A 12,130-nucleotide genomic window follows, 5' to 3' on the forward strand; every position below is an offset into this window, starting at 1 on the left:
TTACAAATAACACCATAAAAACCACGAGAAAATAAACGCATCACGCGTTTTTAAATTAATTAAAACCATAAAAACCTTTCGCTCCTTTAAAACACCCTGTCTAATTTGCGGCACTTCACATATTACCAGTTATTATTTCTCTTACACTCCCTGCACAAATTGACACAGGGGATTCATCATGAGTACAACCGACGACACTTATTCTGTTCCCGCGGGAGTTTCTTCCGCAAAACAGCTCTCATTAAAAGAAAAATGGTGGCACATTCTCGACACCTGGAAAATCGGCATTATTCCGTTGCCGCTGTTTGCCATGGCGGGGTTGCTTATCGCAATAGATTGTCTCGACGGCAAACTGCCGAGCGACATCGTGGTCATGGTCGCCACACTGGCATTCTTTGGATTCGCCTGCGGCGAATTCGGCAAACGTCTTCCTTTCATCGGCAAGATGGGCGCGGCAGCGATTTGCGCCACGTTCATTCCTTCCGCACTGGTCTATTACGGCCTGCTGCCGGATGTCGTGGTGGAATCCACCACCAAGTTCTATAAAAGTACCAACATTCTGTATCTCTACATTTGTTGCATCATCGTGGGCAGCATCATGAGCATGGATCGCAAAGTGCTGATCCAGGGTTTCATGCGTATTTTCTTCCCGATGCTGTGTGGCGAAGTGGTCGGCATGCTGGTCGGGATGGGCGTGGGTCTGTCGCTGGGCATGGAACCTTTCCAGATTTTCTTCTTCCTGATCCTGCCGATTATGGCCGGTGGCGTCGGTGAAGGAGCGATTCCACTTTCCATCGGTTATGCAGCCATCCTGCATATGGATCAGGGCGTAGCGCTGGGTCGCATTCTGCCTATCGTGATGCTGGGCGGCCTGACCGCTATCGTCATTTCCGGCTCACTCAATCAGTTAGGTAAACGCTATCCGCATCTGACCGGCGAAGGCCAGCTGATGCCGTCTTCCAAAAATGCCACCGCTGACAGCAGCAAGCTGAGCGGCACCGGTGGTAAAACGGATGTTACCACCATCGCGGCAGGCGCCCTGCTGGCCGTTCTGCTGTATATGGTGGGCATGCTGTTACACAAACTGATTGGTCTTCCTGCACCGGTCGGCATGCTGTTTGCGGCCGTTGGCCTGAAACTGGCGCACGGCGTTTCACCCCGCCTGCTGGAAGGCTCTCAGGTGGTGTACAAATTCTTCCAGACTTCCGTCACCTACCCGATTTTGTTCGCCGTCGGCGTGGCCATCACACCGTGGAATGAACTGGTCGCCGCATTCACCATTTCTAATCTCCTGGTCATTGTCAGCACCGTTGCGGCGCTGGTCGCCACCGGCTTCTTCGTCGGCAAGAAAATCGGCATGCACCCGATTGATGTGGCCATTGTTTCGTGCTGCCAGAGCGGTCAGGGCGGTACCGGTGACGTCGCCATTCTGACAGCGGGTAACCGCATGCAACTGATGCCGTTTGCCCAAATTGCCACGCGCATTGGCGGCGCCATCAATGTCTCAGTCTCCCTGCTGGTGCTTGGCAACTTCCTTGTCTGACGCCGGGCTAACCCTTTTTTAATTCAGGACATTTTTATGAAACTGGCAAGTTATCTCTATCAGGGACGCAAGTCCTACGGCATCGCGACAGAGCGCGGCATGATCGACCTCGGCCGCCATCTTGGGCAACGTTATCCCGACCTCAAAGCCCTGCTGGCAGGCAATGCGCTGGCACAGGCCCAGGCGCTGGCTGCCCTGCCCGCTGATGTGGATTTCGACGACCTGACTTTTCTGCCGGTGATCCAGAATCCGGAAAAAATTCTCTGTGTCGGCATGAATTACGCCGAAAAGCGTAAAGAGTTTGATCAGCATAATCCGGCCCCGACGCTGTTCGTCCGCTTCGCCGATTCCCAAACCGGCCATGCCTCTCCCGTTATCAAACCGAGCCTTTCTGTCGAGTTTGATTACGAAGGTGAACTGGCGGTGATTATCGGTTCTGCGGGGGAAAATATTTCCCGCGAAGATGCACTTACTCATGTCGCAGGATATAGCTGTTATATGGACGGCTCCGCCCGTGACTGGCAGCACACCTGGTTTACCGCCGGTAAAAACTGGCCGCAAACCGGTGCGTTCGGACCGTGGATGACCACCGCCGATGAGATCCCCGACCCGCATACCCTGGCGATCCGCACCTGGCTGAACGGCCACATGGTGCAGGACGACAACACCCGCAGCATGATCCACAAAGTCGCCGAACTGATTGAGTACATCAGCACCTTTACCTCGCTGAGTGCCGGTGACGTGATCATTACCGGCTCACCGGGCGGCGTGGGTAAAAAGCGCGTACCGCCGCTGTTTATGAAACCCGGCGACCGTATCGAAGTAGAAATCGAAAAGATTGGTCATCTCAGCAATATGATCGTCGCAGCAGACACGAAGGTTGCCGCCAGCCGTCAGGTGAGTCATGCCCAGGCAGCCCACTAACCGGTTAACACTGACCGAACTGGCCGGGCATTCAGCCCGGCGTTTTAAACATCGCTTTGACTTACAGCCGACATCAGGAACGCATTATGTTCAGCCGTGACCAACCGGACTTTCATGTCATCAGTGTCAGCCAGCCGCCGGAAGGCATGCTGGAGGATATCCGCACCCTGTTGCAGCAAAGCCAGTTAGGCATGGATGACGACATTGAGCAGTTCGTGGTGGCCTGCTCCGGCCGCCGGCTGGTCGGCTGTGCCGGTCTGGTCAGCAACACTATCAAATGCGTCGCCGTGGCCGCCGACTGGCGCGGGGAAAATCTCAGCGCCAGATTGCTGGGTGAAGTGGAAAATCTGGCGGTGTCCGGCGGCAAATTCCATTTATTTCTCTATACGCGGCCATCGAATCTGCAGCGCTTTCGCGGCTGCGGATTTTACCCGCTGGTGCAATGGGACGACGTTGCCGTGCTGATGGAAAACACGCCGGTGGGCATCAGCCATTATTGCCGCGGGTTGCAACGCCATCATCACAGCGGCCAGCGCATCGGTGCCGTGGTAATGAATGCCAACCCGTTCACCCTCGGGCATCGCTTTCTGGCAGAACAGGCAGCGGCAACCTGTGACTGGTTGCATGTGTTTGTGGTGAGCGAAGATGTGTCGTATTTCCCGTTTAAAGAACGTCTTGAAATGGTCCGTCTGGGTGTCGCGGACCTGCCCAACGTGACGGTGCATGCCGGTTCTGAATACCTGATCTCCCGCGCAACTTTTCCCGGCTATTTTCTCAAGGACGCCGGGCTGGTGAATCAGGCGTGGAGTGTGATGGATTTGCTGATTTTTCGTCAGTACATCGCACCGGCGTTAGGCATTACCCACCGTTTTGTCGGCAGCGAGCCTTTCTGTCCGGTGACCCATCAGTACAACTGCGACATGCATGACTGGCTGGAAGCGCCCGCACGCCTGGCGTCGCCACCGCTGAAGGTGATTGAGTTGCCGCGCAAACGTCACGCCAGCGGCCGGGCCATTTCGGCCTCAGAAGTGCGTGCGCTGCTCCGGGCGCATCAGTTACCGCGCATCCGGGACATTGTTCCGCTCAGCACTTATGTACACCTTGAACAACACTATTCCGCCACTGCGCCCGCAGAACCGGCGCATGACGATGTCCTTATTATTTCACCCTCACTTTGTTAACAGCAGGAAATATTGATGAAAATTGTGAAGGAGGCGCTGGCAGGCACGGTTGAATCCAGCGATTTACTGGTAAAAATCGCCCCGGCCAGTGAGCTGAATGTGGTGATCAGCAGCGAGGTCGCCAAACAATTTGGCGACCAGATCCGCAGTGTGGTGAATGACACGCTGAGTGCACTCGGCGTCATCGCGGGTTTGGTGATTATCGAAGACAAAGGTGCGCTGGATTGTGTGATCCGCGCCCGGGTACAAAGTGCAGTACTGCGTGCAGCACAGGCTGAAGAGATTAACTGGGAGACATTACGATGAAAAAACTCCGCCGCAGTATGCTGTTCCTGCCGGGGTCCAGCGCCGCCATGTTATCCACGGCATTTATCTATCGCCCTGACTCCATCATGTTTGATCTGGAAGATGCCGTTTCGCTGCGCGAAAAAGACACCGCGCGTATTCTGGTATTTCATGCCCTGCAACACCCGATGTATCGCGATATTGAAACCGTGGTGCGCATCAATCAGCTCAGCACCCCCTTTGGCCTTAAAGATCTCGAGGCCGTAGTGCGGGCGGGCGTGGATGTGGTGCGCTTACCCAAAACCGATACGCCGGAAGATATTTTTGAGCTGGAAGCGCATATCGAACGCATCGAGAAAGACTGCGGTCGCGAAGTTGGCTCCACCAAAATTATGGCGGCCATCGAATCGGCCATTGGTGTGATTAACGCCGTGGCGATCGCCCGCTGCTCGCCGCGTCTGATCGGCATCGCGCTGGCGGCTTTCGATTATGTGATGGACATGCAAACCGAGCGCGGCGACGGTACCGAACTGTTTTATGCCCGTTGCGCCGTGCTGCACGCGGCACGCGCCGCCGGAATTGACGCCTTCGATGTGGTGTATTCCGACATCAACGATGAGGCCGGTTTCCTGCGTGAAGTGGAACTGATCCGCAAGATGGGCTTTAACGGCAAATCCCTGATCAACCCGCGACAGATTGAGCTGCTGCATAACGCTTACGCACCGACGCAGGAAGATGTCGACTATGCGCACCGCGTAATTGCCGCCGCAGAGGAAGGCGAGCGCAAGGGTCTGGGCGTAATTTCGCTCAACGGCAAGATGATCGATGGCCCGATCATTAACCATGCGCAGGTGGTACTGGAACGCGCCAGTGCATCCGGCATCCGTCGCTAGCCCTCAATTTTGCACAGGAATATCAAGATAATGAGTCATTTAACTGAAACTTTGCACAGCCTTTATCCGCAGCTCAGGCATCTGACTGCCTTTGACGGCGCGCACCGCAATACGCCGTATCTTTCCGATCCCGATGCCCGCCTGCACCGTAAACTTTGCGATTCACTGGAACAGGCGATCGCCCGCAGCGGCCTGAGAGACGGCATGACCATTTCCTTCCACCATGCTTTCCGTGAAGGTGATCAGGTCATTAATAACGTCGTCGCCACACTGGCGAAGCTCGGTTTTAAAAACCTCACGCTGGCGTCCAGTTCGCTGATGACCTGCAACGATGCGCTGATCGAACCTATCCGCAACGGCGTCATCACCCGTATTTATACCTCCGGGATGCGTGGCAAACTGGCCGATGCCATTTCTCACGGGCTGATGGAAGAACCGGTACAAATCCATTCGCACGGCGGGCGGGTTAAATTATTGCAGGACGGCGAGCTGAAGATTGATGTCGCGTTTCTCGGCGTGCCATGCAGCGATGAATTCGGCAATGCCAACGGCACGCACGGTAAATCCTGCTGCGGTTCGCTGGGCTACGCGATGGTGGATGCACAGTTCGCCAGAACCGTGGTGCTGCTGACCGAAGAACTGGTGCCCTTCCCTAATATGCCCGCCAGCCTGGTACAGGATCAGGTGGATTACATCGTTAAAGTCGATCAGGTCGGCGATCCGGCAAAAATCAGCGTCGGCGCAGCGCGGGTGACCAGTAATCCGCGCGAACTGATGATCGCCCGCACGGCGGCTGAAGTCATCGAATACTCCGGCTATTTCAAGCCGGGCTTTTCAATGCAAACCGGTTCCGGCGCAGCGGCTACGGCCTGCACCCGTTTCATGGAAGAGAAAATGGAACGCAACCAGATCACCGCCCGTTTTGCCCTCGGGGGCATCACCGGCAGTCTGGTGGATTTACATGAAAAAGGCCTGATTGAAACGTTGCTGGATACGCAATGTTTCGACGGTCAGGCTGCGGCGTCACTTAGCCGTAACCCGCAGCATATCGAGATTTCTACCAACGTTTATGCCAATCCGGGAGCCAAAGCCGCGAGCTGCGATCAACTGGATATTGTCATTCTGAGTGCGCTGGAAATTGACACCGGCTTTAACGTTAACGTGATCACGGGTTCCGACGGCGTTATGCGTGGCGCGTCCGGCGGTCATTGCGATGTCGCCAGTGCGGCCAATCTGACCATTGTCGTCGCGCCTTTACTGCGCAGCCGAATTCCGACAGTCGTACGTCGCGTCACCACCCGCGTCACACCGGGGGAAAGCATCGATGTGCTGGTGACTGACCACGGCATCGCCGTCAATCCGGCACGTCCTGAAATCCGTCAGCGGCTGGAAGAGGCTGGCATGAAAATCATGGACATCGAAGCGTTGTATCAGCGGGCGATTTCCCTGACCGGCGAACCGAAACCAATTGAATTCACTGACCGTGTGGTGGGCGTTATCCGCTATCGCGACGGCAGCGTGATCGACGTGGTTCATCAGGTAAAAGAGGACGCATAATGACCATCATGACGCCTGCGGATGCAGGCGTCAGCCTGGAGGATTTGCTGGCAGCAAAGGAACTGCGTGCCAAACGGCAAACCGACTGGCTGACTCAATTCTCACAACCGCTGATTTCACTCACCCTGGTGACGCCGGGGCCGGTGAAAGACTCCGTGGCCTGGCGTCAGGTGATGCGCGAGGCGTTGCAACGTGCCGAAGTTATGCTGCTGCAACACGGCTGGCCGGTGCTGAAACATCAGGTTTTCTGGCTGCCGACCGGCGCCGAAGCATTCTGGTGCGTGGCACATCCTGCGCCGGAAGTGAAAGCGGCCACGGTTGAACTGGAACAATCGCATGCCCTCGGGCGTTTATGGGATTTCGATGTGATCTGCCCGCAGGCGGGTGTTGTTGGCCGCCGTTCGCTGGACAATGCCAGCCGCCGCTGCCTGATTTGCGACGGTCCTGCGCATGCCTGCGCCCGTTCACGTCAGCACCCGCTCGTGGACGTTATCGCTAAAGTGGAGGCACTGATTGATGGCTGGCACCGCACGCGCTGAACACCCTGCCTGCACGGACATCGCCACGCTGGCGGCAGAGGCACTGCGCCGTGAAGTGTGGCTGACGCCCAAACCGGGACTGGTCGACAGCGCCAATAACGGCTCGCACCGCGACATGGATTTACCTCTGTTTCTGCGCAGCATTGACGCCATCACGCCCTGGCTGCATCAGTTTTTCGCCCTTGGTCAGCAGGATTTCCTGCAACCGGCGCAGGCGATGCTGACGCGCATCCGCCCGACCGGAATAGCCTGCGAACAGGCGATGTTCGGTGCCACACAAGGCGTTAATACGCATAAAGGCGGCATCTTTTCACTGGGATTATTGTGCACCGCCGCAGGCAGGCTGACCGGCCAAAGCCAGCCACTGACCCGCCACCGCTTATGCGCTGAAGTGGCCGCCATGACGCAAGGGCTGGTTGAACGTGAATTGCAAAGCTGCCGCCAGCCGGTGACTGCCGGGGAACGGCTGTTTATGGCGCACGGCATGACCGGTGCCCGTGGTGAAGTGCAGAGCGGGTTCCTCACTTTGCGACGTCACGTTTTTCCGTACTGGTATCAGGAAAGCCATTCCGGGCGCCGCAGTCTTAATGCTTTGCTGCGCCTGATGGCCTATAACCCCGATACCAATCTGGTAGCACGCGGCGGGCTGGACGGATTACATTTCGTGCAGGACTACGCCCGCCGGTTGCTGATAACGGGCTGGAAGACAGAGGATTTGCAGCAGATGGACCGCGCCCTGATCGCCCGCAATCTCAGCCCTGGCGGCAGTGCTGATTTGCTGGCGATTGCCACCGTGCTGATGGCTTTCCCACAATGAATTCGTCCCCTGAATTCACCCGCATGCTGGTGCCCGGATTACGTGACAGCGAGGCCGGACACTGGCAAAGCCGCTGGCATGAGCAGCATCCGCACTGGCTGCGTATAAAACAGCGCAACTGGGCGCAGGTTGATCTCGAGGGCTGGATCACCGCCATCGATCGCGAGCAAAAACAGGCGACATCCCCGCTGCTGCTGATCGGCCACAGTTTTGGCGCGCTTGCCAGTCTGGTGTGGGCGAACCGTCATCCGCAACGCGTGGCGGGTGTCATGCTGGTCGCCCCCGCCGAGCCTGTGCGGTTCGGGCTTGGTGATGACATTCTCCCTGCACCGCTGGCCGTGCCGGGGCTGCTGATCGCCAGCCATACCGATCCGCTGCTGACCTTTACCCGCGCGGAATTTTGGGCACAGGCGTGGCGCTGCGAGCTGGCAGATATCGGCGAAGCAGGACATATCAATGTGGAATCAGGATTCGGCGACTGGTCGTGGGGGCTGGCAAAACTGGAGGTGTTTGCCGCGCAACTGGCGGCAAACTTGTCGGATTAAATGCGCAATAATGCTTTCAGCGTGACGTTACTCAACAATGCGGGTTTGTGTGGTCGGCGCAGGCTGTGATTTCTGGCAGCACAGGAAAACCATCACCAGCAGCGGGATCCAGCCCAGCACGATGCCCAGCGTGATTTTCATCCAGACATAGGTTTCCGGTGAAGCGTATTGCATCAGGATCGTATTCAGCAGGCGCGAGACAATACCAGCCAGATAAACGCCACCAAACCACCAGCCGGAACGGTTGATGTCGTGCATACGCCGGACACCGACCGCCAGCAACGGTAATGCCGTCGCCAGCGCAAACAGGGTGTAAGCGACACCTGCATAGAAAATACTGTAAGGATTACCCGCCAGCGCGAACAGGAATGACACGCCCATCGTCAGCAAAATAATAATCAGCAAATTGCCCAGCGCAAAGGTCCAGAACGCCTTGCGGCTCGCCCGACCACGGAAATCCACATACTTTTTCCAGCCCTGCACATAACACTGCCATAGCGTCATTTCATCACGTCCTTTTGCCTGTTCATCTGATGTTTCAATGGAAATTTCATTCTGCTTTTCAATAAGCCGGGAATTAAAGCGTTTTCTTACTGGCCCCGCAACTGCCGCGCCAGAAGATCGAGCTGATCGGCTATCTGATTGAGATCTTTATCCTGCTGCCCGGGCGCACGGGTCGAATTACGCACCACCAGTTTCGCAGGCAGAATTTTGGATGACATCACCTCCGCACTTTCGGCCAGTAAATGTTCAACCGCCTCTTTGCTCTGCAAATCGAGATCCAGTGACACGGTGGTCAGTGACGGATGGAAGAATGCGCTGTCGTACGTGTCATCGTAGCCAATGATCGACGCCTGCTGCGGAATGGCCACATTGTGCTGATGCAGCGCACTGATGACGCCCAGCGCCATCTGGTCATTGCCCACCAGCATGGCGGTGAATTGCGGAGTTTCACGCAAAATCTGCAACGCGCAGTAATAACCGCTTTTCGCACTCCAGTCGCCGTGGATGACGGTCACCGGCTGAATGCCCTTCTCTGCCAGCGTTTCCTGCCAGCTTTTCAGACGCAAACGGGAAGACACAGAATCTTCCGGCCCCGCCAGCAAGGCAAATTCCCGATGCCCTAAATCATGCAGATATTCCACGCTGGCACGCGACCCGTCAGCCGGATTAAAGCAGACGTTAAACACCGGACTGGTCGGGTCGACATCGAGAAACAGACACAGAATGTCGCGGTTGTTTTCATAAATCCGCTCAGCCTCGGCACTTTCCAGCGGGATGTTAATGATCATGCGGTCAACGCGTTGTGATTTCAGCTCGTTAATGGAGTCCTGAATGCTCTGATTGACGTCCTCATCAATCATTGAAATCAACACCTGATACCCGGCCTGATGGGCATATTTTTTCACTGACGCCGCAATTTGCGACGGCGCGTGTAACGCCAGTGATGTGGTGACCAGTCCGATGGTAAAACTCTGCTTTCCAACCAGTTGCTGCGCCAGCCGGTTCGGCACATAGCGCAGAACTTCAATGGCCTGTTCGACCTTCAGACGCGTGGCATCTGAAACATTGGCCGATTTGTTTAATACCCGCGAAACCGTCTGGTACGAAACACCGGCATAGCGGGCAACATCTTCTAATGTCGAACTTTTTGATTTCATTCTTTCCCCACACAGCAGCCCGTGATTTTGCTCAATCTTATGATAATCGAGCCAACGTACGGGATCTCATTTAAAAGTTCAATCCGGGCGTTCGTTGCTGCATAAGTTATACGTTAACATTGCATATAATCGTGATTTACATCACTCCTGATTTATCATTAATTCATAAGTTGTAGACATATCTCACATTTCACAATATGTAAAATTGATCATTATTGTTTCTGGGTATCTTATAGATTTCGTAAATGTGAACGTCATACAATCATAAGGAAAAAAAATGAAACACAACTTACGCACTCTGGCTGTGGCGGTTTCCCTCGCCATCACAGCGGGCCCTGCTGTGGCAAATGATATTGATTTCCATGGATATCTGCGTTCGGGGCTGGGGGTTTCTGGCGGTGGCGGTCTGGAACAGTTCCAGAAAAACAAAGTCGGGCGTCTGGGTAACGAAGATGACACCTACGGCGAAGTCGAACTGGGCAGCGAAGTTTACAAGAAAGACGACGTGAGTTTTTACGTCGACTCGATGGTCAGTATGGTGTCTGACGGCTCCAATGATGATGAAAACACCCTGAATGATGATGCACAGTTCGGCCTGCGTCAGCTGAATCTGCAAATCAAAGGACTGGTGCCGTGGGATAAAGATGCAGTGATCTGGGGCGGTAAACGTTATTACCAGCGCCACGACTTACACATCATCGATACCAAATACTGGAACATTTCCGGTGCCGGTGCCGGTATTGAGAACCTGAAAATGGGTGAAGGTGCGCTTTCTCTGGCGTGGATCCGTGGCGATGCCAATGATGTGGATTACCGCGTGGATGGCAATAACGATGTGAACATTAACTACATCGACGTGCGTTATGCCGGGATCAAACCGTGGAGCGGTGCCTGGATGGAAATCGGTGCCGACTACGCCATGCCAAACCTGTCGCATGACCAGAAAGAGTACGGCGGCCTGTACGATGCGGATAACGGCGTGATGCTGACCGGTGAAATCAGTCAGGATATGTGGGGCGGCTATAACAAACTGGTGTTGCAGTACGCGGATAAGGGCCTGGCGCAGAACATGATTTCGCAGGGCGGTGGCTGGTACGATATGTGGAACTACACCAATGACGCCACCGGTTATCGTGGCATCATCACCGGTCTGATTCCGATCACCAGTAAGTTCAGCCTCAACCATGTGCTGACCTACGGCCATGCAGAAAACATTACGGATTACACCGACACGACTGAGCTGGTTTCTCTGGTAGGCCGCGCGCAATACCAGTGGACAGAATACGTGCGTACCATCGGTGAAGTCGGTACCTTCTATCAGAAAGATGATTACAAGAACGGCTCGAACTACAAGCAAGGCGGTCAGAAATATACACTGGCGATGGGTCTGGCAGCCGGTCCGGAGTTTATGTCACGCCCTGAATTGCGTGTGTTCGCGTCTTATCTGAATGATTCTGAGCATGGCGATACGTTTGACGACCATACCAAAGCGGATACGTGGAACTTTGGGGTTCAGGTGGAAGCCTGGTGGTAAATTTCCTTCATTCTTGAAGCTGTTGCTGCGTTGGCTGCGTTTACTCACCCGAATCACTGACTTCAGTCAGCTCATCGGGATTCGTTCACTTGCCGCCTGGCTACAACTCCAATAATTTTGGAAATGTGAAGTCATATTGTACAAAAAGAAATATCCTCATTGTTATACAGCGACAGATAAAAACTTAATTTCTCTTGTAGGGGATCGTTACGTTTTTTCTCCGCACAGCAGCATCATTATTATTTATAAAAAGCAGAAACAATAAAGGCAGCCTTGTGTCGGGCTGCCTTTATTTTTGGGATTATTTCAGCAACAGCGTTTAATTACTTTTCAGTCCAAACTTCTCAGTCATTAATTTCTTCAGGCTGTCGGATTGCTTACCGAATATCGCATGTACTTCCTGACCGATGATCACCACGCCAATCGCACCGGTCTGCTGGATAGCACCGGAGTTCACGCGCTTAAGTTCTTTTACCGTCACGCGCAGGCGGGTAATACAGGCATCGACATTCACAATATTATCGCGCCCGCCGAGTGCATCAATTAATAACGCCACGTCAGTCGATGGCGGAACTTCATTGTCAGGCGTTTTATTCTTCGCAGAGAATACATGCATAAAGTCTTTAATATTTACCATGATGAACACTCTCT

At 54.6% G+C, this 12,130-nt stretch carries 13 protein-coding genes; 10 read left to right on the top strand and 3 right to left on the bottom strand.

Annotated features, from left to right (window positions below):
* Positions 1 to 178 precede the first annotated feature (178 nt).
* The 9 genes from LC431_RS13255 (at position 179) to LC431_RS13295 (ending at position 8,284) form a co-directional block, all read left to right on the top strand.
* The gene (locus LC431_RS13255; RefSeq protein ID WP_037035946.1) at positions 179 to 1,543 is read left to right on the top strand and encodes a 2-hydroxycarboxylate transporter family protein; all 1,365 of its coding nucleotides are present in this window, start codon (positions 179 to 181) and stop codon (positions 1,541 to 1,543) included.
* A 36-nt stretch (positions 1,544 to 1,579) separates the two neighbouring features.
* Entirely contained in the window at positions 1,580 to 2,467 is an 888-nt protein-coding gene (locus tag LC431_RS13260; protein ID WP_013574926.1) for a fumarylacetoacetate hydrolase family protein, read from the top strand.
* 86 nt (positions 2,468 to 2,553) lie between these two features.
* Entirely contained in the window at positions 2,554 to 3,648 is a 1,095-nt protein-coding gene (citC, locus tag LC431_RS13265) for a [citrate (pro-3S)-lyase] ligase (RefSeq protein ID WP_370633835.1), read from the top strand.
* 15 nt (positions 3,649 to 3,663) lie between these two features.
* Positions 3,664 to 3,954: a citrate lyase acyl carrier protein gene (gene citD / locus LC431_RS13270; protein ID WP_013574924.1), complete on the top strand. Its 291-nt coding sequence runs from the start codon at positions 3,664 to 3,666 to the stop codon at positions 3,952 to 3,954.
* Positions 3,951 to 4,826: a citrate (pro-3S)-lyase subunit beta gene (citE, locus tag LC431_RS13275; protein WP_037035952.1), complete on the top strand. Its 876-nt coding sequence runs from the start codon at positions 3,951 to 3,953 to the stop codon at positions 4,824 to 4,826. Before citD ends, citE begins: the two co-directional genes overlap by 4 nt.
* A 30-nt stretch (positions 4,827 to 4,856) precedes the next feature.
* The gene (citF, locus tag LC431_RS13280; protein WP_223509979.1) at positions 4,857 to 6,383 is read left to right on the top strand and encodes a citrate lyase subunit alpha; all 1,527 of its coding nucleotides are present in this window, start codon (positions 4,857 to 4,859) and stop codon (positions 6,381 to 6,383) included.
* Positions 6,383 to 6,922: a citrate lyase holo-[acyl-carrier protein] synthase gene (gene citX, locus LC431_RS13285; RefSeq protein ID WP_013574921.1), complete on the top strand. Its 540-nt coding sequence runs from the start codon at positions 6,383 to 6,385 to the stop codon at positions 6,920 to 6,922. The genes citF and citX overlap by 1 nt, the downstream gene beginning before the upstream one ends.
* Entirely contained in the window at positions 6,900 to 7,739 is an 840-nt protein-coding gene (gene citG / locus LC431_RS13290; protein ID WP_013574920.1) for a triphosphoribosyl-dephospho-CoA synthase CitG, read from the top strand. The genes citX and citG overlap by 23 nt, the downstream gene beginning before the upstream one ends.
* A complete protein-coding gene (locus LC431_RS13295; protein WP_037035958.1) occupies positions 7,736 to 8,284 on the top strand; it encodes an alpha/beta hydrolase in 549 nt (182 codons plus the stop codon). Before citG ends, LC431_RS13295 begins: the two co-directional genes overlap by 4 nt.
* 27 nt (positions 8,285 to 8,311) lie before the next feature.
* Here LC431_RS13295 and LC431_RS13300 read toward each other — a convergent pair whose 3' ends face one another.
* Positions 8,312 to 8,788 (bottom strand): DUF805 domain-containing protein, encoded by a 477-nt coding sequence (locus tag LC431_RS13300; protein WP_013574918.1) that lies wholly within the window; start codon positions 8,786 to 8,788, stop codon positions 8,312 to 8,314.
* Between the two features lie 86 nt (positions 8,789 to 8,874).
* Positions 8,875 to 9,945, bottom strand: a complete 1,071-nt coding sequence (locus LC431_RS13305; protein WP_013574917.1) for a LacI family DNA-binding transcriptional regulator — start codon at positions 9,943 to 9,945, stop codon at positions 8,875 to 8,877.
* A 277-nt stretch (positions 9,946 to 10,222) separates the two neighbouring features.
* Between LC431_RS13305 and LC431_RS13310 the strand changes: the two genes are divergently transcribed.
* A complete protein-coding gene (locus LC431_RS13310; RefSeq protein ID WP_013574916.1) occupies positions 10,223 to 11,479 on the top strand; it encodes a maltoporin in 1,257 nt (418 codons plus the stop codon).
* Between the two features lie 319 nt (positions 11,480 to 11,798).
* Here LC431_RS13310 and LC431_RS13315 read toward each other — a convergent pair whose 3' ends face one another.
* Positions 11,799 to 12,116, bottom strand: a complete 318-nt coding sequence (locus LC431_RS13315; RefSeq protein ID WP_013574915.1) for a glucose PTS transporter subunit EIIB — start codon at positions 12,114 to 12,116, stop codon at positions 11,799 to 11,801.
* Between the last annotated feature and the right edge of the window lie 14 nt (positions 12,117 to 12,130).

Source organism: Rahnella sp. GSA61A (assembly GCF_019969905.1).
Classification (GTDB): domain Bacteria; phylum Pseudomonadota; class Gammaproteobacteria; order Enterobacterales; family Enterobacteriaceae; genus Rahnella; species Rahnella aceris.

Excerpts from the sequence above, each read along its gene's own strand:
- citG (WP_013574920.1), top strand. The coding sequence starts at position 6,900 with ATGGCTGGCACCGCACGCGCTGAACACCCTGCCTGCACGGACATCGCC.
- LC431_RS13305 (WP_013574917.1), bottom strand. The coding sequence starts at position 9,945 with ATGAAATCAAAAAGTTCGACATTAGAAGATGTTGCCCGCTATGCCGGT.
- LC431_RS13315 (WP_013574915.1), bottom strand. The coding sequence starts at position 12,116 with ATGGTAAATATTAAAGACTTTATGCATGTATTCTCTGCGAAGAATAAA.
- LC431_RS13300 (WP_013574918.1), bottom strand. The coding sequence starts at position 8,788 with ATGACGCTATGGCAGTGTTATGTGCAGGGCTGGAAAAAGTATGTGGAT.
- LC431_RS13260 (WP_013574926.1), top strand. The coding sequence starts at position 1,580 with ATGAAACTGGCAAGTTATCTCTATCAGGGACGCAAGTCCTACGGCATC.
- LC431_RS13295 (WP_037035958.1), top strand. The coding sequence starts at position 7,736 with ATGAATTCGTCCCCTGAATTCACCCGCATGCTGGTGCCCGGATTACGT.
- citD (WP_013574924.1), top strand. The coding sequence starts at position 3,664 with ATGAAAATTGTGAAGGAGGCGCTGGCAGGCACGGTTGAATCCAGCGAT.
- citF (WP_223509979.1), top strand. The coding sequence starts at position 4,857 with ATGAGTCATTTAACTGAAACTTTGCACAGCCTTTATCCGCAGCTCAGG.
- LC431_RS13255 (WP_037035946.1), top strand. The coding sequence starts at position 179 with ATGAGTACAACCGACGACACTTATTCTGTTCCCGCGGGAGTTTCTTCC.
- LC431_RS13310 (WP_013574916.1), top strand. The coding sequence starts at position 10,223 with ATGAAACACAACTTACGCACTCTGGCTGTGGCGGTTTCCCTCGCCATC.
- citX (WP_013574921.1), top strand. The coding sequence starts at position 6,383 with ATGACCATCATGACGCCTGCGGATGCAGGCGTCAGCCTGGAGGATTTG.
- citC (WP_370633835.1), top strand. The coding sequence starts at position 2,554 with ATGTTCAGCCGTGACCAACCGGACTTTCATGTCATCAGTGTCAGCCAG.
- citE (WP_037035952.1), top strand. The coding sequence starts at position 3,951 with ATGAAAAAACTCCGCCGCAGTATGCTGTTCCTGCCGGGGTCCAGCGCC.